Origin of the sequence: Sphingomonas aerophila, assembly GCF_014199305.1 — a bacterium.
Classification (GTDB): domain Bacteria; phylum Pseudomonadota; class Alphaproteobacteria; order Sphingomonadales; family Sphingomonadaceae; genus Sphingomonas; species Sphingomonas aerophila.
This window is the reverse complement of record NZ_JACIJK010000017.1, coordinates 15,339-36,892: the sequence shown is the minus strand read 5'-3', so window position 1 is coordinate 36,892 and position 21,554 is coordinate 15,339. Positions and strand designations below refer to the sequence as shown.

The 21,554-nt window shown below is 61.2% G+C and carries 17 protein-coding genes and 2 pseudogenes; 7 read left to right on the top strand and 12 right to left on the bottom strand.

The genetic code is table 11. The features are described 5' to 3' along the window. Positions 1–303 (top strand): anti-sigma factor domain-containing protein (locus tag FHS94_RS18330; protein ID WP_184060625.1); only part of this gene is annotated, 303 nt, incomplete at its 5' end. Positions 304–621: 318 nt separating this feature from the next. Here the strand turns inward: FHS94_RS18330 and FHS94_RS18325 are convergent. The 3 genes from FHS94_RS18325 to FHS94_RS19745 form a co-directional block, all read right to left on the bottom strand. After that, a complete protein-coding gene (locus FHS94_RS18325) occupies positions 622–924 on the bottom strand; it encodes a hypothetical protein (RefSeq protein WP_221234883.1) in 303 nt (100 codons plus the stop codon). Between the two features lie 331 nt (positions 925–1,255). Further along, a complete protein-coding gene (locus tag FHS94_RS19245) occupies positions 1,256–1,468 on the bottom strand; it encodes a hypothetical protein (RefSeq protein WP_221234882.1) in 213 nt (70 codons plus the stop codon). A 235-nt stretch (positions 1,469–1,703) separates the two neighbouring features. Next, positions 1,704–3,650, bottom strand: coding sequence for a FecR domain-containing protein (locus FHS94_RS19745; RefSeq protein WP_184060621.1), 1,947 nt, complete (start codon positions 3,648–3,650; stop codon positions 1,704–1,706). 199 nt (positions 3,651–3,849) lie between these two features. Here FHS94_RS19745 and FHS94_RS19835 point away from each other — a divergent pair, with 199 nt between their 5' ends. Then, positions 3,850–4,821, top strand: coding sequence for a diguanylate cyclase domain-containing protein (locus FHS94_RS19835; RefSeq protein WP_184060619.1), 972 nt, complete (start codon positions 3,850–3,852; stop codon positions 4,819–4,821). 864 nt (positions 4,822–5,685) lie between these two features. On the opposite strand, the gene FHS94_RS18310 is transcribed toward FHS94_RS19835, so the two are convergent. Next, positions 5,686–6,006, bottom strand: coding sequence for a ribonuclease E inhibitor RraB (locus FHS94_RS18310; protein WP_184060617.1), 321 nt, complete (start codon positions 6,004–6,006; stop codon positions 5,686–5,688). 652 nt (positions 6,007–6,658) lie between these two features. Then, a complete protein-coding gene (locus tag FHS94_RS18305; protein ID WP_184060615.1) occupies positions 6,659–7,030 on the bottom strand; it encodes a hypothetical protein in 372 nt (123 codons plus the stop codon). Between the two features lie 572 nt (positions 7,031–7,602). Between FHS94_RS18305 and FHS94_RS18300 the strand changes: the two genes are divergently transcribed. Further along, positions 7,603–8,169, top strand: a complete 567-nt coding sequence (locus FHS94_RS18300; protein ID WP_184060613.1) for a hypothetical protein — start codon at positions 7,603–7,605, stop codon at positions 8,167–8,169. Positions 8,170–9,521: 1,352 nt separating this feature from the next. Here the strand turns inward: FHS94_RS18300 and FHS94_RS18295 are convergent. Further along, positions 9,522–9,929 (bottom strand): hypothetical protein, encoded by a 408-nt coding sequence (locus FHS94_RS18295; protein WP_184060611.1) that lies wholly within the window; start codon positions 9,927–9,929, stop codon positions 9,522–9,524. 582 nt (positions 9,930–10,511) lie between these two features. On the opposite strand from FHS94_RS18295, the gene FHS94_RS18290 reads away from it, so the two are divergent. Continuing rightward, complete coding sequence (locus FHS94_RS18290) at positions 10,512–10,901, top strand: response regulator (protein WP_184060609.1); 390 nt, start codon at positions 10,512–10,514, stop codon at positions 10,899–10,901. Positions 10,902–11,196: 295 nt separating this feature from the next. Here the strand turns inward: FHS94_RS18290 and FHS94_RS18285 are convergent, their stop codons facing one another. From FHS94_RS18285 to FHS94_RS19740, 3 genes are all read right to left on the bottom strand, one after another. Then, positions 11,197–13,500: an MHYT domain-containing protein gene (locus FHS94_RS18285; protein WP_184060607.1), complete on the bottom strand. Its 2,304-nt coding sequence runs from the start codon at positions 13,498–13,500 to the stop codon at positions 11,197–11,199. A gap of 187 nt (positions 13,501–13,687) precedes the next feature. Beyond that, entirely contained in the window at positions 13,688–14,740 is a 1,053-nt protein-coding gene (locus FHS94_RS18280) for a cellulase family glycosylhydrolase (RefSeq protein ID WP_184060605.1), read from the bottom strand. A 724-nt stretch (positions 14,741–15,464) separates the two neighbouring features. Beyond that, a complete protein-coding gene (locus FHS94_RS19740; RefSeq protein WP_184060603.1) occupies positions 15,465–15,626 on the bottom strand; it encodes a tryptophan 7-halogenase in 162 nt (53 codons plus the stop codon). Positions 15,627–15,762: 136 nt separating this feature from the next. Here FHS94_RS19740 and FHS94_RS18270 point away from each other — a divergent pair. Then, positions 15,763–15,927, top strand: a pseudogene (locus tag FHS94_RS18270) (IS6 family transposase); the annotation flags it as partial. Between the two features lie 210 nt (positions 15,928–16,137). Here FHS94_RS18270 and FHS94_RS19975 read toward each other — a convergent pair. Together FHS94_RS19975 and FHS94_RS18260 are read right to left on the bottom strand one after the other, a co-directional pair. Beyond that, the gene (locus FHS94_RS19975) at positions 16,138–16,395 is read right to left on the bottom strand and encodes a Crp/Fnr family transcriptional regulator (protein WP_184060601.1); all 258 of its coding nucleotides are present in this window, start codon (positions 16,393–16,395) and stop codon (positions 16,138–16,140) included. 619 nt (positions 16,396–17,014) lie between these two features. Next, positions 17,015–18,856: a PAS domain S-box protein gene (locus FHS94_RS18260; RefSeq protein ID WP_184060599.1), complete on the bottom strand. Its 1,842-nt coding sequence runs from the start codon at positions 18,854–18,856 to the stop codon at positions 17,015–17,017. A 237-nt stretch (positions 18,857–19,093) separates the two neighbouring features. Here FHS94_RS18260 and FHS94_RS18255 point away from each other — a divergent pair. Together FHS94_RS18255 and FHS94_RS18250 are read left to right on the top strand one after the other, a co-directional pair. Beyond that, positions 19,094–19,810 (top strand): annotated as a pseudogene (locus FHS94_RS18255) (IS6 family transposase). Positions 19,811–20,157: 347 nt separating this feature from the next. Then, complete coding sequence (locus FHS94_RS18250) at positions 20,158–20,604, top strand: nuclear transport factor 2 family protein (RefSeq protein ID WP_184060597.1); 447 nt, start codon at positions 20,158–20,160, stop codon at positions 20,602–20,604. A 388-nt stretch (positions 20,605–20,992) separates the two neighbouring features. On the opposite strand, the gene FHS94_RS18245 is transcribed toward FHS94_RS18250, so the two are convergent. Continuing rightward, entirely contained in the window at positions 20,993–21,394 is a 402-nt protein-coding gene (locus tag FHS94_RS18245) for a GFA family protein (RefSeq protein ID WP_184060594.1), read from the bottom strand. Positions 21,395–21,554: the final 160 nt, after the last annotated feature.

Here is a 21,554-nt window from a genome sequence, read left to right as displayed (position 1 = left end):
GCCAAGGACCAGGAGGTAGCGCCCGTGGCGGCCGTGGTTGATCCCGGCTCCCGGATCATCCGGGTTGCAGCGATCGAAACACCACGCGGGCGCGTGGCCGAGCTTTGGCGGATCGGCGCAGACGGCGTCCCGCGGTCCTTGGGTCTGCTCGCTACCGGCCAAGCCACTCAATTGTCCTTGCGGCCTCGTACGGGCCCTGGTCTGGGCGAGACATTGGCCATCTCGATCGAGCCGTCAGGTGGATCACCAACTGGCGCTCCAACCGGCCCCGTTGTCGCGACAGGCGTATTGAGCCGCGGTTGAGGAAGCCAAGCTATGGCTGCTCCTGGTCCAACCAGGCGAGGCTTGTTGCTCATCTTTTAAGTTCTGCAACGAGGGCTGCATGTATGTGCTTGCCGAGTGCAGCGTCCCGGCGAGGACCAGGTTTAAGCCGTGGTCCTGAGGAGTCCGACGATATCTAACTCCTCAGGACGGTGCCGCTGCTTGAGCACGATTGCATCCACTGACGCTGATACCGAGTCACGGTCTAGATCAGATAGAACGTGGCTCGGCTAACATTGTCGCTCGCCTGGAAGTTGTCCCGATTGGGATCGAATTTCGGGACTGTCCTGGTTTTGGTGGTTAGCCGTCATCCCGCTTTGAGAGCACAGCCCCACGCATCGCACCCAGCCAAGACATCGCCGCCAGTGTATAGGGCAGCCACATAAGGCCGTGCCAGCCAGGCGGCGCGGTGAACTCATCCACCAACGATGAGAGCCCAACGGTGAAAGGGATCGCGAAGCAGAGCGTCACCATGGCGCTTCGGGTGGGCCGGGCTGTGTTCCACGCCAGCAGGCTGCCGGCATCGTCGTTCCCACGAAGGCACAGCCACGTTATCGAGCAAACGACCGGCAGGAGGACGACAGCAAGGAAGATACTGCTCATCATCGGTATGACGATCGTGTCAGCCTCGGGCGATAGCACCCCGGCATCTCCCACAGCGGGCCAGTAGATCCAGCTTGTCGCAGGGAACCCGAGGATCACGCAGGCAGCTAGCACCCATGCTAAAGGTTTGCTGAGACGTAGGCGTGCGGTGCTCATGTGATCATACTGTCATTCGGCTGAACGCGCGCAAGTGGGCGAGAGCTGCAGTCCCGATTGGGATGGTGTCTTGGGACTCGGGCGATTGTAGCTGGTTGCCTAAAACCGAGGGGGTTGCTGCCGCTCGCAATGCAACGCCGTCGGCTTACCATTCACCTGCATTTTCCAGCCATGGTCAGCTGGCGGCCGCCTTTGCGCCGCCAGCTGACAGGACCTTATGAAGTTCCAGATCATTGAGGGCGACCATGAAGGTCACGCCGAAACGCTGCTTGTCGGCCCATTGGACCAGTGCTGCGCGAGCAAGGCCGGCGCAGATTATGCTTAGGCCCGTGCGTGGGGCCGGGGCCTGACTGCTGTGCACCAAGGCGCCGGAGAGCGATACATTCAACAAGTGAGCCCGAGAAGCGACCCCGTCGACCTCAATTTGGGCCGGCAAGAAAAGCTTCAATCGCCGCGCTCCTCGATCGCGCTCGCCTCCGGGTTGCTGTTTCACTTCACATCCCCCGGCTCGGCTCGACGACACTTTTGTCTTCATCAACGCTCGGTACCTGCCTGATCATGCGCGCAGCCGTGCGTTCTCTCCTTGCTTGCATGCACTTGGACAGCTTCGCGATCTCACCTGATCAATGCGGCTCCGGACCTGAACCGGGTTTGTCCCCGGCGTCTGGCTTTGCGTCCTTGCCGGCATCGGGCTTGTCGCCGGCGTCGGGCTTCGCGTCCTTGCCGGCATCGGGCTTGTCACCAGCGTCGGGCTTGGCGTCCTTGCCGGCGTCGGGCTTGTCGCCAGCGTCGGGCTTGGCGTCCTTGCCAGCGTCAGGCTTGTCACCAGCGTCGGGCTTAGGCGCGTCCTTGCCGGCATCGGGCTTGTCACCAGCGTCAGGCTTCGCGTCCTTGTCCGGGCCGGGCTTGTCGCCAGCGTCAGGCTTCGCATCCTTGTCCGGGCCGGGCTTGTCGCCCGCATCCGGCTTCGTGTCCTTGCCAGGGCCGGGCTTGTCACCGGCGTCGGGCTTGGCATCCTCGCCTGGGCCCGGCTTGTCGCCAGCGTCAGGCTTGGCGTCTTTGTCCGGGCCGGGCTTGTCGCCCGCATCCGGCTTCGTGTCCTTGCCAGGGCCGGGCTTGTCACCGGCGTCGGGCTTGGCATCCTTGCCAGGGCCGGGCTTGTCGCCTGCGTCAGGCTTGGCGTCTTTGTCCGGGCCGGGCTTCTCGCCCGCATCCGGCTTCGTGTCCTTACCAGCGTTAGGCTTGTCACCGGCGTCGGGCTTGGCATCCTTGCCAGGGCCGGGCTTGTCGCCTGTGTCAGGCTTGGCGTCTTTGTCCGGGCCGGGCTTCTCGCCCGCATCCGGCTTCGCATCCTTACCCGGGCCGGGCTTATCGCCAGCGTCGGGCTTGGGCGCGTCCTTACCCGGGCCAGTACCCTTGTCGTCGTTGCCCTTGCCGTTGTCCTTGTCGGCCGGGGCTTTGTCCGGCGCTGCCGCGTCGTTCGTCGGTGCAGGCAACGGAGAGGTTTCTCCGACCGGTGCCGGCGACGCCGGGACCTCGGTTGCCGGGGCCGGGGCAGCGGGAGCCGGTGCCTCGACCACCGGGGCTGGCGCTGCTGGCGCGTCTGCTGCAGGCGCTCCCGCCGTTGAAGCGGGTGAAGCCGGAGCCGGCACAGGCACAGGCGACTTCGCGATTGCGGCCAGCTCCACGCGATCCATCGCGGTCGAGGCCACCGTAGCGGCAGACGCGAGCGTTCCGCTCACCAGCCCGCCAGTAACCGCGCCAAGGTCGGTCGGCTTGGACGAGATCGTCTCGACGATCATCGGCAGCGAGTTGTCGATCGCGTCGTTGGCGACCGCCATCGCACCGCCCACGTCCGCAGGTGACTGCACCGCCACGACCTTGGACCCCGACACCGCACTGTCCGGTGATGAAGCGGGTGCGGAGGCAGCCGGCGCTCCTGCTGCCGAAGGCACCGGCGCCGATGTCGGGGTGGCAGATCTGGCGGGAGAGTCGATGGTGCGGTTGGAGTCGCCCTGTACCTGCAGCCGGTACATGTCAGTAGCCGAGATGCTGGCTACGGCACCCGGCAGGATCAGGTCTCGCGCCCCGCCATCCAGCGTTGCCACTTCCACCGCGCCCTCAACCACCTGGAGCGAGCTGCTGCTGGCGTCCACGGTTACCGAGAAGGTCGTGCCCTTCACGACCGCGGCCAGATAAGGGGTGTTCACGCCGAAGTGCGGCACGCCCAGCTTCTGGATCTTGTAAACCGCATTGCCGAGCGTCTGGACCAGCTTGGTCAGGCCGGTCGCCTGTGCCGCGGCCTCGGGCACGGACACACGGCTATTGGGTGCTACCGTCACGAAGTCGCGATCATGGACCAGCACCGCTCGCGCGCCGGTGGCGGTCTGCACCACGTCGCCTTCGGCTAGCGTCGCGCCGCGGGTCGCCGGGCGCGGAACACCGCCATGCAGGATTGTGACGGGGCCTGCCGCTTCCGACACACGCCAGGTCAGCGCCTGAGCCATCGCAGCACTGCTCGTCGAAACGAGCATGGCCACGGCCAACGCACAGGTCACTGTCTTCCGCATCTCACGCCCCTCTTCAGGGTCGATGCGCTATCCGCCAGATGTGAATTTGGCGCTTAGCCAGTTGGTTAACGACGCCCACCCAAACAGCCGACTGACCCTGACCTCCATCCAGCGTGCATCTCAGCTTAAACGAAGTCTAAGGTAAGTGCGCCCATAGTGGTTGTTAGCCAAGGCCAGCCCAGTCGGGCAAAGGATCACCGTGCGAACTGCTAAGGACATCAGCGAGAGTGCTCTGGATTTCCTTGCCGATCAGCGGCTTGAGCCATCACCCAAGAACTACCGTATTGCGTTCGCAGCCCACGAGACACCGGGAAGCGCGATCGGGAGAGCGGTCGCAGCGCTGACCGAGGGGGGCGTCAGGATCACTCAGGCGCGCGCGGACGAGATCTACGCACGCTTTTTAGACCGCGCCGCAGCAGAACAGCCCGCAGGGGTCCGGGACGCGGCATTCGCCGCTATCCGGCACCAGGCACTCCGCCTCGCTGACCTCGCGACATCAGCGTCAGCGCTCACCGGCGGCTTCAACCGTGACCTGGAAGGTTGCCTTCCGGACATTGAGAACGCTGAAACGGTGACCTTGGCCGAGCTGGTAATAGCGACGCTTGCCCGGTCCCAGCGCGCGGAAGAGGAGCTGAAAGCCACCAGCGGCAAGGTGGAGCAACTGCGCGAGGAGCTTGAGAGCGTGCGGGAAGATGCTGAGCGCGATGCGCTCACCGGGCTTCCAAACCGGCGGGGAATACAAGCACAGTTGCCAGCCGTGAAGCGGAAGCCCGGGGCCATATTCGTGGCCCTGTGCGACCTCGTCTCCTTCAAGACGTACAACGACCGGTATGGGCACGCCGTCGGTGATCGGGTGCTGAAAGCGGTTGCCGCCTCGCTCAATGAGGCTCTGCCCGACTGCATCGTCGGTCGTTGGGGCGGAGAGGAGTTCCTGATCATGGGGTCGTCCGAACTCCAGAAGGGTTCGGAGCTCTTGGAGCATGCCAAAAACCAGCTGGGCAACCGGCAGTTCAAATTGCGCGACAGCGACCAACCGCTCGGCCGCATTACGTTCTCGGCGGGCGTTACGGCCTTGGCCAAGGACGAGGACTTCGCGGCCGCGGTCGAGCGCGCTGATCGGTTGCTCTATCAAGCCAAGGGTGCCGGGCGCGATCGCGTCTTTGCGGGCTAGGCCGCCCACTCGGGTCCGGTCACGGGTGAGCGTACACATCTTTAGCCGCGGGAACCCGATCAGCAGCTTTCGATGAGGGTCTGAGCCGATTGCGCCCGCCTCAACGTGCCCGTCTGGGTGGCAGGGCGTCCCGATTGGGATCGAGAAATGGGAAAGCGGACGCAAGGCCTACATCAGCTTCATGTAGGACTCTTACGGCCGAAGGTTCGCTCAAGCTCTTCATGAAGAGCATGTGCTGCTGGCGTCCAGCAAGCGTACGTAGCGGCTGTTGTGGTCTGCTTGCCGCCTACCGATAGCGTCATACGTGCAACGCCAGCGTTGCTGATGATTGCGTCATAGCCCTGCCCATTCACGGCTACACACTTGCGATCGGCGACGCCCGTCGAGATGGCGCTGTTAAAAGCCTTGCGCACCCGAACCAAGTCCGAGCTAGTGACGTTCCCGCTTCGATTACCCGGCTTGGGACGCGACGAAGGCCATTGCGTAGCAGGCGGCTTGATTGAGTATTCGCCGCTACCGAGGTCGATCGCTAAGTCTAAGGGCGGGGTCCATTCGGACATTTCGATGTCCGACACAATCGTTCGTGTAGTCTGTTTTGCTTCTGCTGCCGCTGATAACAGGACATCACTGCAACGACTGCGAGTAGAGAGCGCATGGCGTTACTCCTCGATCAACCTGCATCAGCTTGAATGATGCGGTTTTATCTGTCTAGTGATCCAGACGCGGTGCCTTCCCGAGTGGAAGGGTCATCGAGACGGTTCAGGTTGTCCCGTTTGGGATGCTATTTCGGGACTGTCCGGGTTTGGGTGGAGAACGGAATGGCGGCTTTCGGGAGTGCGGAAGAGATAAGCGGACGTTCGCACCTTAAGGGTTCATGGAGCCCCATCCGTCTGCATAGCCGCCATACACTTGCGCCAGCGCGTGCAACTGCTCCTCTGCTGCGGTCACGTTTGCCGCTGAGGGCACCAGCTCCTTGGATGCTGTCACGTCCCAATGGCCCTCGTCGCGATCAACTTTTTCGACGGCTGCTCTGAACCCAAGATGCTCAACATCCGAAGCGAAGGCCTCTGCCGAGAGCCGGTCAGCAAAGAGGTGGCTGAAATCCACCTCCCGCGAAAGGCTAAGATCGTTTCCACCCTCGTCAATTCGTTTCAGAATTTCGGCATTCTCACCGAGCAGCGACATGTCAGTCCCCTTGGCCTACAAATCTGGACGGGCAGCTTGTTTCGAGCAAGCTGAACGACTGCCAGTGGGCGCTTCCCACTGGCAGTCGTCCCGATTGGGATGCTGTTTTGAGACTGTCGGGGGTCGGGTGGAAGCAAACATTCGCCCTTTACGAAAAGTCGGGGAGCAGGCCCGTGAAGCAGGCGAGAGCGGCAACCAGGTGCGCTGCTGCGGCAAAAAGGACGACTCGATCAATTTTCAGAGCCACAGCCCGCCCGACCAGTGCACCGTACAGCGGAAACTGGAGCAATGCCGCGCACATAGCGACAGGCCCAATCTCTCCCTCAAGCCGCGTGAGGAGCATAGAGAACGGGAACAGCACTCGTGCCGCGATGTAAGAGCCGTGTCCGGCGCCACCAGACATGATGGCTGCTAGGATTGCGGGAGCGCCGATGAGGGCGCCTATTCCGGCCCCCATCGATGTACCAAGCCTGGTCCGCCCGGCTATGAAGTTGAACTGATACATCGGCGCAAATTGTCCGATAGCGCCGATGTCTGCAATTGGGGCGAGAGCTGCCGTCTCAATTGGGATGCTATTTCGGGACTGTCCGGGTTTGGGTGGAAAACGGGCCTGCGACAGCAAGTGCGACGATCGGGCTCACGGTACGGGTCGCTAGATTGGACGCCAGACTTCACCGTCGCCACTGGCGTCGAGAAACCCCACTCCCGCTTGTTCGGCAGCGCGCCGAACCGCTGTATAAGCCTCTTTAGCTACCGACGACGCGAACGCGACGTAAATGACATCACTCCCAATACAGTAATCGGAAACTCTTGAATTCCACGCATCCGACCTATCCGGACCGTTCATCGCGGGGAACTGCGGAATCATAAGCTGATACCAGTCGCGCAGAGCGGGCGAGGTTCCGTCCAGGCTATTGTAGTCGCGCGGCGCTGCCCACTCTGCTTGCTTATCGAACCAAGCAAGAAACTCATCGCGACCTGAAGGAGCAGACGTCGGGTCAAAAACAGCCAAGTCATAGCTCACGAGCGACTCCTCCCGGCAACATCCGAAGCATACCGGCTTACGGTTACGTCCGCTACTGAGTGGTAGCCGTCGTCAGATCGCGGCGGACAATACCACCGCCATGTTCGCCAAAGGCTGCGGAAAGGCGTGTCTTGCGATCGCGGAGATGGACGCCGTACCCGCTCAGTACCCGCAGTGTCCGGGTTTGGGTGGTTAGCGGACGCTGGCCGTTAGCCACCGAATTGTCCTGAATAGGACGGCAGTCACGTATATCGTAACAAGTGCGAGGGCGAGGATCAGGGCCGCTAGGTACACTGGCACCAGAGCCTCTACCTGCGTGAGATCGCCGTTCAGCCATACGACGCAGATCATCGCAGCGATAGTCGGGAGGGCGGCGAACAGAGCGAATTCACGACCGACCTTTCTCATAAGTCAGAGCGTAAATGACCGATGCGATGTCCGCAATTGGGGCGAGAGCTGCCGTCTCCATTGGGATGCTATTTCGGGACTGTCCGGCTTTGGGTGGACAATGGTCCGGCCAGGTTAGAGCAGCTAGGGGTGGAAAACGGCCGTTCTTGTGGCGATGATGCCGCATGACCGATCCCGCGGAATCCGGAGTTCCTTATCCGAGCGAGATGGCGGGGCCCATTGACGAGTGGTCCGAGCAAGTCTTCGCGGCCCTTCACAACTGGCCTATCGCCCGGACGGGTGAGTGGACCCGCTGGGAGCCCGGCTACCTTTTGCTGACGATCTCGCACGTCGACGGGAGCGAGGTGGAGCCGATTGTGCTCTATTCCGCCGATCAAGAATTGACCGTAGCGTTCGGATACTGGGAAACTCATAACCCAGCCCCGTATGGACTACCGGATGCGAACGCGGCCGTGATCGCGGACCATGCCAAGTTGCTTGTTGCGCAATGGTTGGACGGGACCATTCGCACTGCCGTTCTCACTGACGCAACTGGTAAGTGGTGTGGTACCACTACCATCACGCTGGCAGAGCTTGCGCCGCAACTAGAGTCCGCCGCACGGTGGGTTCGGGACTTTCATCCGGTGCAGGTGGAAGTTCGCACACCTTTCAAGCGCGAGTGGAAGACCTTTCCCGTAGCACCAGAGTGGCTGAAGCCGCTTGCGCTCTCGCCCGATCGACTCCCCGGATAAGCGCACGCCTAGGTCTGCTTCACGCAGTGACGGATGAACAAACGTCCGAAACAGGCCAGCCAGCTGTCCTGCGTGAGTGGCCGGGTATGGGCGCTAGCGGAAGGGCCGCTTTGAAGGCGCGCAGGCAAAGAAGCCGTCCCGTTTGGAATGGTGATTTGGGACTGTCGGGGGTCGGGTCGAGGCAGACACTCGCCCTTTACGAAAAGTCGGGGAGCAGGCCCATGAAGCAGGCGAGAGCGGCAACCAGGTGCGCTGCTGCGGCAAAGAAGACGGCTCGATCAGTTTTCAGAGCCACAGCCCGCCCGACCAGTGCACCGTACAGCGGAAACTGAAGCAATGCAGCGCACATAGCGACAGGCCCAATCTCTCCCTCAGGTCGCGTGAGAAGCATAGAGAACGGGAACAGCACTCGTGCCACGATGTAAGAGCCGTGTCCGGCGCCACCAGACATGATGGCTGCTAGGATTGCGGGAACGGCGATGAGGGCGCCTATTCCGATCCCCATCGATGTACCAAGCCTGGTCCGCCCAGCTATGGAGTTGAACTGATACATTGGCGCAAATTGTCCGATCGCGCCGACGTCTGCAATTGGGCGAGCGCTGTCGTCCCAATTGGGATGGTATTCTGGGACTGTCCGGGTTTGGGGGAAAGCAGAAAGGCAGCTTTCGGCTGGAGGAGGGCATATGGCTGCCGTTCATCCCCGCAAGTCGAGCCTGCATAGCTTTCTGAATTCGACAAATGTCGTCTCCTGATCGCTATTTCTTGGGGCAATGCTGAACCCGAGCCTGCGCACAGAAACAGCGTCCCCCAAAGCTAGGCTGTTCAGTTGCTGAAGAAGCGCGACGAACGAGGATCTGTTCAAAGTAGTGCCTGCGGAACCCGGGCCATCCACGGCAAGCTGATAATGCCAAGTCTCGGGTGACCGATCGATCAACATTTCTACGCGCTCATCACGATGGCCTGAACTCGCTTGGTTCGATTTCACATCCAGATGGTATAGCCAATGACCGTGCAAAACGGGAGAACACGACAGCTGTATTCGCTCTCCCGTTCCGGCAACTCGCTGCAGGTACCATCCAGAGGCAGCAGCGCCTATGCTCCACCCCACACCCATACCTCTCTGGGCATCGGCCTGCGGTGAACAGATAAGGCCAGCAGTCGCGCACATCAGCAGTAAGAGGCGGTACATCGGTCACCTCACGAAACTGCACTCATCATATAGTTGAGACTGACGTCCGCTAGTGGGTGCGCTTGGGAAGGTGACGAATGTCTGAGAGTGGGCGTTCTGTCTTCCGCTCCTGCCTAGCTGCCCGGTCCGGTAGGGTGAGCAGATCGACGTCGCTTGTGGGCGATTACCCGCCGGAGCCGCTCCAGAAGCCGATCAATGTTGCTACATTGTGGTGCAGGGCTACCCCGATCGTCAGCGGCGCGTTGTCCGTCCCCATGCTTGCCCCATGCGTGGCCATCGCGGCCATCATGCCGGAGGTAACAACCAGAACAGCGCCTAGTCCCGCCCGTGCCCCGGTCAGCCAGCGTACCGCTGCGCTACCCGCCGCGGCGATCAGCCCCACCGCCACCACCGTCCATGCCACTGCCAGCAAGTGCTCGGCCAGGCCCGCCGCCTGGCCACTCAACACTGCGGCGATCCCAAGCGCCAAGGCGGTCGGCACGTCGCGCCGCGCCAGCGCCTTGCCCGCACCAGTCGCTAGCCCGCCTGCCAGCAACAGATACATGCCCGGCGATCCTAGTCCAATGTCCATCGCGGCTTTGCTCCTCGCCACCCGCGCTACGGTTGACGAAAGGTTAAAGTCGCGCGTTTCCTGCGGTTAACATGTTCCCGCCTTGGGACAGCTGTGATGCGCTGCGCAGCGCTCGCATCATGTTTTCGAAGGTTCCCACAACGGATGGTATTTTGGGACTGTCCGGCTTTGGGTGGAGAGCCGCCGGTCCGCTTTTGAGCGGCAAAGGCGGTAAGCGGACTATCATTCAGATCGAGCACGACGGCAGCTATGCTCCCGAATCTGGACGATCAATCTAAGGCACTCGTTTCGCATCCGCGGTAGCGGGTATCGAGTGGGTCCGGCACCCATGCTGGCCTTTACAGACCAGGCATTTGCGCGCCCTTTGCAACTACAGCAGGGGAAGATGCCCCATGGTCGCGTCGTCCGCGAACACCGGGTTCCTGATACGGCGCATTCCATAGAAGTTCACTTTTTACAATGGCCTAACCTGGGTCAGACAGCGCTTCTCTCTTATGTTGCCCAGTATATCTTCCTAAGTGGTTGGTCCGGCCCGGACCTTGCACGCAGGCGATGCTAGTTCTGGCTAAGGGAGAGTAAAACTTGGAATTTGAGTCGGTAATCCTGCTGGTCGTGGAAGATGAACCAGCGATCCAGCTATTCTTGGAAGATACCCTACAGGACGCTGGCTTCTCAGTTCGGGTTGCTTGTCAGGGTGATGAGGCGATCAGCCTTCTGGACGGAGCCGATTTTGCACCTGTTGGAGTGGTCACAGACATCCGACTTGGGAAAGGCTTGAAGGGCTGGGACGTTGCTCGACATGCTCGGGAGCTGCATCCCGAGATCGCGATTGTATATGTCACTGGAGACAGCGCTGCCGACTGGCAGGCGTACGGCGTTCCCAAGAGCGTTTTGCTGCCCAAGCCATTTGCGGGAGCGCAGCTCGTGACAGCCGTCGCCACCCTTCTCAATGAGCAAACGTCCAGTCTCTAGCGGCTGCGTTACAGCTCGAGAGTTTGCGTCGGCATCGCGGACTTTGGCGGATGGATGTCCGCCGCGGTCGCGATGTCCGCTAACGCCCATCCTCGGGCGCTCAAGGGGCAACTCTGGCCGCCGTAAGCCACCGGCCGTTCACCGTGCCGATCGTCCCTGACTCGCACTGCAGGTTCAGGGTAGGACAGGGTTTCTGCGCCTTGACCGGGCTTGCACGTTATCAAAAGAGAGAAGGCGCAGCTCGCGCAAGGGCCAGACCTTAAATGCAACTCGGCATCGCGTCTCGCGCCGCTTGTTACGCTTCCAGCCCGAATGCTTTCCCCTGCCGTTTCCGACGATGTAACGGCACCACGTTTGCGGGGCGATGAAGGTCTTTTAGGGCGCGCGCCAATGCCTCTCGATCAAAAGGTTTCGGCAAAAGTGGGAAGCGCCCGCCTTCCGTGGCTTCCAACTCGGCAAACCCGCTGACGATGAGCACCGGGGTGTCAGCAGCCCCCAGCCTGATCTGCCGGGCAAGCTGCGAGCCCGTCATGCCGGGCATGAGCTGATCGGTCACGACTAGATCAACGTTCGAGTCTCGTGCAAGCTGATCCAGGGCATCCTCGCCTGACCGTGCAAGCCGGACTGAGTGACCCATATCTTCCAGCATCGCGGCCGTGTTGGCGAGCACCAAAGGATCATCATCGACCACGAGGATGTCGAGAGCCTCCCCCGCTTCGACTGAAACGTCACCGACTGTCCGGCGCTGCGCAGCCGCTGCCTTGACCGTAGCCGGCAGGTATAGGTCGATCGTGGTGCCATGGCCGACGTGGCTACGGATCATGAGCCGGCCGCCAGATTGGGCAGCAAGGCCATGAACCATGGACAGGCCCAACCCAGTCCCCTTTCCTATGCCCTTGGTGGTGAAGAACGGCTCTGTGGCCCGTGCGAGTGTCGCTGCATCCATACCCTCCCCCGAGTCCGCGAGCGTCACTCGGACATAAGGGCCACTCGGCAGACCAGCGATATTAGGCTGCCCCAGGCTTTCTGCAGCCGCGCTCACGTCGAGCTTTCCGCCGCCAGGCATGGCGTCGCGGGCGTTAACGGCGAGGTTGAGGAGCGCCATCTCGAGCTGGTTAACGTCAGCGTGGACAGGCGGTAGATTGCGCGGAAACCGCGTCTCCACGCGTACCTGCGGCCCCAATGAGCGCTGCAGCATGTCTGTCATACCGCGCACGAGGTCTGGTACGTCGACCGCCTCAGGACGCAGGTCCTGCCTGCGAGCAAAGGCGAGCAAACGTTGCGTGAGGGATGCGCCGCGATGCACGCCCTCAAGGGCGCTCTCGACCAAACGCATCAGTTTGGGGTCGTCGGGCAGTCTTCTTCGAAGGATGTCCAAATTGCCCATGATAACAGCGAGCAGGTTGTTGAAGTCATGGGCCACGCCGCCAGTGAGCTGACCGATGGTCTCGATCTTCTGCGCCTGCCTGAGCGCTTCTTCCGCACGTTTGCGCTCGGTAACGTCGGTCAGGCCGCCGACGAGGTACATGAAGGTGCCGTGCTCGTCCCGCTCGATCCGTGCCGCGGATACGACGTCTAGGAAGGCTCCGTCCTTTGTGACTACACGGTACTCGCGCGGTTCCAGCGCGTCCTGGGTTACCAGCGCCGGCCAGTCTATTGTGCGAAATTGACGGGCTGACTCTTCGATCAGGAAGTTGATCAACGGTCGACCGACAACTTCGTCGCGTTGGTAACCCATAAGTTCCAGCCACGTATTGCTGACCTGCTCGATCCTGCCCTCCTGGTCGAGGGAATGGAGCGGTAGCGGCGTGCCCCGGTATAGTGAGCGGAACCGCTCCTCGCTGGCGCGCAGAGCCACGGCTTCGCGCTCGGCGAGCACTGCAAAGCGGCGGTCGAACATCGCGGCAACAAGGGAGAAAAGAAGAACCAGAAAGGACGCGGCAAACACACCGACCGCAAGAGCTGTCTGGCCGACGCTTTCAGGGCCACCTTCCATCCTAACGCCGAGGCCGGTGAAGGTGGCCGCTTTGATGCCGGCAAAGTGCATTCCGGAGATTGCGCCGCCCATAACGAGCGCCGCCACGACCTTCTCCGCCTGTCCGCTGTTGCGCGACGCAAGCCACAGCGCTGAAGTGGCCGCACCGATCGCAATCAGGACGGAAGCGCTGAACCACAGCCGATCATAGCTGATCGCTGCGGTCATTTGCATGGCGGCCATGCCCATGTAGTGCATGCCGATGACGCCCAGGCCCATGAACAGGCCGGCGGCAAGCAGTCGTCCTCCTGATCCGTGAGACCGCGCCATCACGGCAAACGCTATTCCGGTCACGCAAATAGCGATGAGCAGCGATAGCAGGGTAAGGCCGAGGTCGTACCCGACCTCCATGCCCGGCATGCTGAACGCGAGCATGGCGACAAAGTGCATGGCCCAAATCCCGCCGCCCATCGCCACCGCCGCGGTGCCCAGCCATACCTGCCGGATCCAGCCAATGGACGCGCGGATACGGGCCGCGAGATCGAGCGCTGTGTAAGATGCGAAAGTCGCAATGGCAATCGACATGATCACCAACGTACTGCTGTGCGTTCCCGAACTGATCATCTTGGCCCCCGACGAAATTAATACACGGGCACCAGGGGGTTACTAGCGACTGTCTGCCAGTGTCACAGCTTAACAGGGTGCGTGAATGCGCGGAAAACTGCGACAGCTCCGCGGGCTCGGCGATCCGTCTTCATCAAGCCGGTCAGTGTTACGCAGGTCACAGGAACCTTGCCGACCAACATTCCTCTCAAACGGCGCTTAGCATTCGCAGGAACTCGATTTCTGCAGCATCGTAAGGTGTGCCGGTCTCATCAAAGATGTCGTGGAACCACGCGTCCTTGGTGACCTCAGGCAAGGGACTAGACCAGTTATCCCACGGTAGGTGCGTCTGGGTCTTGCCGCGAACCAAGCCCCAGCAGAAGGTGCCTACACGGTGCTCCCGTGCTGCCGGGAGGATTGCCTGAAACGTGCTACCGGCGGGCCGCGCCATGAACTCTGTGCAGAGTAGAGGACGGCCCATGGCGCTCAGCCATCTGACCCGGGTTACGAAATCCTCGGCGGTACCGTAGTTGTGGAACGAGATGATGTCGGAATGGCTGGTCTGCGCGCGCTGGATCGGGCTCAGAAGATCAGGTGCCGACCAGTCACCCAGCCAGATGCCGCTAGTCAGCGGCTGCGTCGGCTTGCACTCGCGTGCCCAACCGAATGCCGCCACCATAAGCGGCACCACCAGGTCTGCCTTGGCGCTAAGCAGCGCGGGGTCACAGAGCGCCACCTCAGGCCCGTTATCCGGCTCGTTCCAGATGTCCCAGGCGAACACACGTGGGTCGGCAGCAAAGCGTTCGACTACACCTCTTACGTATGCCTCAAGCCGCCCGTGCTGCCCGTGGTCATGCAATACCGGTACGCCCGGTGACTGCACCCAGCCGGAATTGTGCACTCCCGCACGAGGCGCGCGCTGTAAGCCGAGACAAGGCTCCGGATCCCAGCACGAATCGAACAACACGAGCATGATGCGAATGCCCTGTTGGTCTGCAACGCTCAGGAATTGATCGACCCGCTCGAGAAACCCTTGCGCGTCCTGCATCCAGAGCAGATCATGCAGGTAGACGCGAGCCGAGTTCATACCGATCGACGACGCTAGCCGGAGTTCCCGCTCCATGATGGCCAGGTCAAAGGTCTCGGGCTGCCACATCTCCAGCTGATTGATGGCGTACGACGGGGTGAAGTTGCATCCCACATGCCACGGCTGTGCCTCGAACCATGTGTGCGCCTCCTCTGCAGTCCACCGCTCTGACATGCCTCACCTACCCTCGCCAACTCGGCTGTTATGCTCACGAGTGTCACGCAGGTGCAGTTAACGGCGCCTAAACGACGGCAATGATTCAGAGGTATTGGTTTGTGTGTCGCCTCTACAGAAACCGGGCAGATAGGGCGACTTTATGCCCCGCTCACGCGAGCCTCAAAGCGTGCACCATCATACTATCCAGGATGTTTCGTCGTTGGCCCGACCTCTCTGCTGGAAAGCGCTCTCTGCTGGCCCAGATCACGTGTCGAACGGAACGAGCGAGGGCATTGGAGTGCTCGACAGGAAAGTTAAGGAGCGAGGCAAATAGCACAACTTTGTGCTTTGACCGAACCGGTCAACTTGCTTTCGTCCCTGGCCACCTCGTTCGACTGGCCGTTTACTCAAGCCTCGGCGGGCCAGATAGCACCAGAGGAATGAAGATCTTGTTGGTGTTCTTGACGACCGACCGTAGGAGCGCCGATCGGAGGCATGTCTAGGCTGATGAACGGCTAGCCATGTTGAACAGCTGCCAGGGTCAAGTGACTAGAGGCGGTAAACGCGCGCGGGGTGCTGTCAAAGCAACTGCACTGGGCGCGTATGAGGCGAGGTTCTGCCCCGTTTGCATGTCCATCGGGAGGCAAACCGAGAACCAAGCCGAGCAAGTCCGGAGCACTGACAGCACGAATGGCATGCCCCGACCTTGCTAAAGAAGCCCGTATATTAAGCTTCCAAATCATTAGTGCGTTACGTTTGACACCACCTCCGATTCCAGTAAAGTGACCGAGAGCCGCTGTCCAAAGGTCTTCGCGAGCGCGGCAGCCCTCATCCACCCTGCCGTGTCGCCGCCCAGTATCACGACACGTTGCACCCTGTCGCCACTCGTCGCTCGACCTTCCATAAGCTGTCGCTATCAGGTCGCGTCGAGCGCTCCAACCATGGCCATCCCCGTATCCAAGTTCTGGAAGCAAAGTCATAAGCAGTCTTTGTCAATCCATTTGCACCGGCTGGTAAGCGGGGCGGGGTAGGGCAGGGGCATGCCGCGCCCACGCAAGTCTGAAAGCCCGTTCTTCTACTTCAGCTCGTCACCCGAGGTGATCAGGCTGGTGGTGATGATGTATATGCGTTTCCCGCTCAGCTTGCAGGATATCGAGGACCTGCTGTTCGAGCGCGACATCGACATCTGCCATGAGACAGTCCGGTGCTGTCAAACGTAACGCACCGGGGATCCGGAAGCCGGAATTTACGGCTCCTTTAGCTAGGTCCGGGCATGCCGTTCGGTGTCAGTGCTGCGGACTTGCTCGGCTTGGTTCTGGGAACACTGCCGTTTGCCGGCCTTTGGGCAGGCATACGGGGCAAGAACTCACCTCAAGCGCGACCAATGCAATTGCTCTGACACCACCTGTCGGATCCTAATTGCTCCAGCCGACGCCACCGCGGTTAGTACTATCGAACCCGCTTGTTCTACGCAGATGGAGCAGATCAACGATGGCGACCTGCCGGTTTTTAATGACGAGCAGGTTCTCGCGGCGCAGCCGTCCGAGTATGCGATTGATGTGGACTGACGTAAGCCCGAGAATGTCGGCCAGGTCCTCTTGAGTGAACGGCCAGGCGAATGACTCCCCTCGATGACTTGAACGTTTGCTAGTCGGGAATGAGTTTCCACACAAAAGTAGACCAAGCGCTCCCGAGCGTTACGGCGACCTAGATTTACAAGTCGGTTGCGGAGCCGACGTACGACGTCCCCCTGTTGCTCGCGTCGGCGTTGTTCAACCAGGGTGCGAGCTTGTTCCGTAAGCAATCCCATGTTCAGCACCGCGACGCGTGCCGGCCCGCAAGCCTCGACGGCGCAGAATGCCTCCTCGTCGCAGAGGGAAGTTGAACAGAAGTCACCTGGGACAAGGATGTCTGTAATTTGGCGGGTGCCGTTTGGCAGCATCTGCGAACGAAATGCCCAGCCTTCAGTGAGAACGTGCACGTTGGTCGCAAGTAACCTCGCGGGAAGTCTCTGCCCACCGTTGATCTGGTAGATGCCTCCGACGGAGTGCGCGAGCTCATCCGCCAGCTTCTGATCGGTGACCCCAAGTCCGGCGAGCGTCCTAACAAGGAGACGAGCGTGTGCGGCTGTGGCTCCGGCGAGTTCTGGTTTGGATCGTGTGCAAGGCACCGGCGACCGTCGGGTTGGCCCCGGGAACGTGCTTGCAGTCTGAAGTTGCGTCATAAACCCAGCCATTGATAAGCTGACAGAGTCCTCGCCCGCGGCCGATCATAGCGGCATATGGATAAACCCTAGGTAACCTTCCGTGCCCTTCCGCTAGCTCCGGCCGGCGCAAACCCCGCCGAGAAGGCGATCTGAACGACTTCGGTCAGACTGCTTGCTCCCAACTTGTTCATGACTTGGGCCCGGTGCAGCTCGACCGTCCGGGGGCTTATTCCCAGCCCCTGCGCGATGATCTTGTTGGTGCCTCCGTCGACCAGGCCCACGAGCACCTCACGCTCGCGCGACGTCAACCGGGCGATCTGGGCACTGACTTCCTCGTCTCTCGTGGCCGGGTGCGCTGTCGCTTGGCATTCCGCTAGAGCAGCGCCCAGCTTGCCCAGTAGCACCGCCTCGTCTCTGAACATGACATAGTCAACCGCGCCAGCTTTCATCGCCGCAACGGCTGCTTCGGCCCCGGCATTCGGACCGTCCAGTGCTACGGTCGGGAGTCCGATAGACCTTGCCTTAAGTTCCCGGGGGACAGAAAGTCCGTCATCTCGCCTCCTGCGAAGGTCAACTATGACGCACCCGGAGGACAGGACCGGGGCCATGTCGAGAAAGGCGTCAGCGCTTTCAAAAATTCGGGCGCCGTAATCCATGCTGCGGACCAAGCGCGCAATTTGCCGCGCCTCTGACGCGCTGGTGCTGACGACATAGACTTGTCGGCTGTCCTGTTGCGTCAAGTCCTCGGCGATGCCGCCGATGCGGGTGACACCAGCGCGATCGTCGCGTATCGGAAAACTCGTATCTCGCAACCAGCGGACGCAGCCGTCCTTCGGTCGTACGATACGATACTCGTACTGAGTGACCTCGCCGGCCCTGACGGAATCCAACGCACGGGTGACGGCTTGCCGATCGTCGGGATGGACATGCCCCATCCATGCTTCGAGCTTGATCGGCGCCTCGGCGCACGGCTCGCCCCAGATGCGCTCAAAAGCAGCGCTGCGGTAGATGATCGCGCCAGTCGTGGTGTCGGCGATCCAGAGCAGGTTGCTGCTATTCTCGGCGAAGCTGCGAAACTGCGCTTCACTTGCGCGAACAGCCGCCTCCGTGGTGCGCTGTTCCGTCATATCGATGGCGGCACCGATGAAGCTGACGGCGTGCCCTCCCTCGAACGTTGTGCGACCTGATGTGGCGATGTGGCGCGTGACGTCGTCGTCGCGCCCAATCACTCGATATTCGATTGCATAGTGACCATCGCCGTCCGGATCGACGCAAGCTGCTATCGCGGAGCGCACGCGGGGCAAGTCGTCTGGGTGAATGCCTGCTTTGTATACGTCGATGTTGACCACCGCGTCAGGCGATAGACCCCACATTGCGCGCAACCGCTCGTCCCAGTCGAGCGTGTCCGTTACCGGATTCCAGGAGTAAATGCCGACACCGACCAGATCGGTGGCGGCACGCAGTCGGGCTTCGCTCTTGCGCAGTGTCTCTTCGAGAGCCCGGCGCTCGCTAATGTCGCGCGAGACACCGACGACCAGATCGACCGAACCGTCATCGCCACGTACCGGCCCCCAGAGATAGCCGAAATAGGCCGCGTGACCGGTTGTGCTCCGGTAGAATACCTCGTCTTCTATGGTTAAGCCATCGGCGAAAATCTGGTCGATTTGACTGTTGAGCAGGGCGGCCAGATCAGGCGGATAATCCAGTTCGGTGAACGTCCTGCCAAGCATTTCCTGGGAGGTCAGCCCGAACAACGCAAGCATGGCAGGGTTGGCGTAGACGAAGCGCCGTCCACGATCGAAAGCGTAGACGTAATCCGGGATCGAGGACAGGTTCGCCTCAAGAAACCTAGCTTGGCGCGCCAATTCTGCCGCTGCCGACCCTCTTCCGCCGTCAGATGACGCGTCCGCTGGCCTTGCCTGGGTCATAACGCCGGCTCTCCTTCAGGCACGCCGGCGAAGTGATAACGGGCGGGTGGTCGGGGATGTTCCTCAGGTACCTTCCGCACGCGCAGCGACAGCCTGGCGAGACTAGGTGGCCGTACCCGAACAGAGAAGACCGGCATGCGGCCCGTGGCCGCGGTTTACAAAACGAGCACCCTTTCTCGCTGGGGCTCCGTCAAACCAAGTGCACCGTCCTGGAGCGGGACGGGGTAGGGCGGGCGCATGCCGCGTCCACGCAAGCCTGAGAGCCCGTTCCGTTACTTCAACTCATCACCTGAGGTGATCCGGCTGGTGGTGCTGATGTACGTGCGTTTCCCGCTCTCATTGCGGAACGTCGAGGACCTGCTGTTCGAGCGTGGCATCGACATCTGCCATGAAACGGTACGGCTGTGGTGGAACAGGTTTGGACCGCTGTTCGCAGGCGACATACGCCGGCAGCGGGTCAGCCGAATGCGAGGCTTCCGGCGCTGGCGATGGCACCTGGACGAGATGTACGTGAAGCTGAACGGTGAGATGGTCTACCTGTGGCGAGCGGTCGACCATGAGGGTGAGGTGCTGGAGAGCTATGTCACCAGGAGCCGCGACAAGGCTGCCGCGCTTACCTTCATGAAGAAGGCGCTCAGGCGCCATGGCAGTCCTGAGGCGATCACTACTGATGGCCTACGCTCCTACCGTGCAGCGATGAATGAGCTTGGCAACGCTGAGAAGCAGGAGGTGGGTCGCTGGGCCAACAACCGGGTGGAGAACTCACACCTGCCGTTCCGATGATGAGAGCGGGCAATGCTCCGCTTTCGGCAGATGAAGACACTCCAGAAGTTCGCCTCCGTCCACGCCAACGTCCACAATCACTTCTGCCTCGAACGCCACCTCGTCGACCGCCTGACCTACAAGGAACGACGCTCTGCCGCGTTGGCGGAGTGGCAGAGCCTCGCGAGCTAAGCGACCGTGCTCGTCAGGCGAACTGCATCCTGTGGAGACGAGTTCGCATTAAACTGACAGCACCCGCAGGTCCGATCCGACAGGTGGTCGCCGGCGAGGACGGCGCCCGGCGATGGCTGGTCATCGCCGATGGGGCTGGTGGAGCGCCCGGTATCGTTCTCCAGGTGCAGCGCGACTGACGATGGTGCGCGCGGGACAGCGGCGGCGTGCGCGCACCATACGATCGTATGAGGAGTCCTTACGATCGGACTAGCCCCGCATCCCCGCGGCTGATTCCTCCGGCAACGCCGCCAGCCCTATTGGAACGGTCAGCTCACGAGACGATCAACGCAACGAAGGACCCGATCATGCCCACCAATGAAGAGATCATCCGCTCGCTCTATGCCGTCGCCGAGGCGAGCAGCAAGGACACCGCGAAGTTCGTCTCGATGTTCTCCGAGGGCGGCTATTTCTACGACGTTCCCTCCGGCATGAAGTTCTACGGCAAGGAGATCGGTGATACCGTCGACGCCTACGCCTCGGCATTCCCCGACATGCACCGGGAGCTCTACCGGTTCTACGTCACCGGGGACGTCGTGGTCGTCGAACTCGCCCTTCAGGGCACGCACGAGGGCGACCTGCACCTCGCCGCGGGAAGCATCGCACCGACCGGCAAGACGATGGACGCGCCGTGCTGCGACGTGTTCCACCTGAAGGACGGCAAGGTCACCTCCTTCCACTGCTACAACGCGGCATCAGTGATCCTCCAACAACTCGGCGTTCTCGGTAACCTGAGCGCTGCTTTGAAGCACTAACGCGGAGCCTATGGCTGTTACCCGTTTCAGGAAGGCTACCCGCTGGTACCTTAACTTGAATTCTCCTTAGACGTTTGCCTCGAGTTGTCATTCAACGATGCAGTCTCATGCGCAAGGCAGTTAGTTCCCGAGCAGCCGTCATTGAGAGTAGGATGAACGAAGGACAGCTATCGGGAACTACTTATTGCTGGCGGACGGCAAGGAATGGGTCGCTTCTGGCCATGAGAACCCTGCCAGATCGAACGGCAGCTACCTCACTTTGGGTACCCGAAAGCTGCCTGTCCGCGAACGGCCCAGTTCTCGCCATTGGATGTCACCTGAACTAACGACCGCTTTCCGGAAGCGTGTAGGAGCGCGTAAGTGACCGGGTTTGGGTCAAGCTGAATTGTTAGCCGTCCTTCACGCCTTCAAACGGGTCCCGGCTATCGCGATCGCGGTCGTACTGCTTAGTCGAGAAGGGTGGCAGCCACGCTTCTCGACGTATCGTCCAGCACTCGTAAGTCGGCGTTAGCAGGTTAGGCGCGTCGAGCGCGCCAAGATGAATCTCAATCTCATCCCCAGAGCGCGAGAAAACCGACGAACCGCACCTTGGACAGAAGAACCGGCCCGCATAGTTGCGTGCTTCGCCTTCGATCGTCACCACGTCTTGAGGGAACATGGCCATGGCCCCGAACGCCGCACCGTGGTGCTTGCGGCAGTCCAGACAGTGGCAGAGGCCCACCCGATTTGGTGCTCCCGACGCAAAGATGCGCAACTCCCTGCACAGGCAGCTCCCGCTGTAGCGTTTCACTTTGCCCCTCCTGCACCATGCTTCGTGAGCCACTCAAGCCTAGCACCTTCAGAACGCTTTCGCTGCCAATCAGCAACTCCGTGGCCTGCCTTAATGCGACAGCGGCGCACATGAATAAACGTCCGGATTCACGCAGCGCGCTCACGCCTGAACGTCCGCA

What these genes read in the sequence shown, in the direction of transcription:
- FHS94_RS18325 (WP_221234883.1), bottom strand. Translation starts at nt 924, where the DNA reads ATGAGCAGTATCTTCCTTGCTGTCGTCCTCCTGCCGGTCGTTTGCTCG.
- FHS94_RS19745 (WP_184060621.1), bottom strand. Translation starts at nt 3,650, where the DNA reads ATGCGGAAGACAGTGACCTGTGCGTTGGCCGTGGCCATGCTCGTTTCG.
- FHS94_RS18310 (WP_184060617.1), bottom strand. Translation starts at nt 6,006, where the DNA reads ATGTCGCTGCTCGGTGAGAATGCCGAAATTCTGAAACGAATTGACGAG.
- FHS94_RS18300 (WP_184060613.1), top strand. Translation starts at nt 7,603, where the DNA reads ATGACCGATCCCGCGGAATCCGGAGTTCCTTATCCGAGCGAGATGGCG.
- FHS94_RS18295 (WP_184060611.1), bottom strand. Translation starts at nt 9,929, where the DNA reads ATGGACATTGGACTAGGATCGCCGGGCATGTATCTGTTGCTGGCAGGC.
- FHS94_RS18285 (WP_184060607.1), bottom strand. Translation starts at nt 13,500, where the DNA reads ATGATCAGTTCGGGAACGCACAGCAGTACGTTGGTGATCATGTCGATT.
- FHS94_RS18280 (WP_184060605.1), bottom strand. Translation starts at nt 14,740, where the DNA reads ATGTCAGAGCGGTGGACTGCAGAGGAGGCGCACACATGGTTCGAGGCA.
- FHS94_RS19740 (WP_184060603.1), bottom strand. Translation starts at nt 15,626, where the DNA reads ATGGAAGGTCGAGCGACGAGTGGCGACAGGGTGCAACGTGTCGTGATA.
- FHS94_RS18260 (WP_184060599.1), bottom strand. Translation starts at nt 18,856, where the DNA reads ATGACCCAGGCAAGGCCAGCGGACGCGTCATCTGACGGCGGAAGAGGG.
- FHS94_RS18250 (WP_184060597.1), top strand. Translation starts at nt 20,158, where the DNA reads ATGCCCACCAATGAAGAGATCATCCGCTCGCTCTATGCCGTCGCCGAG.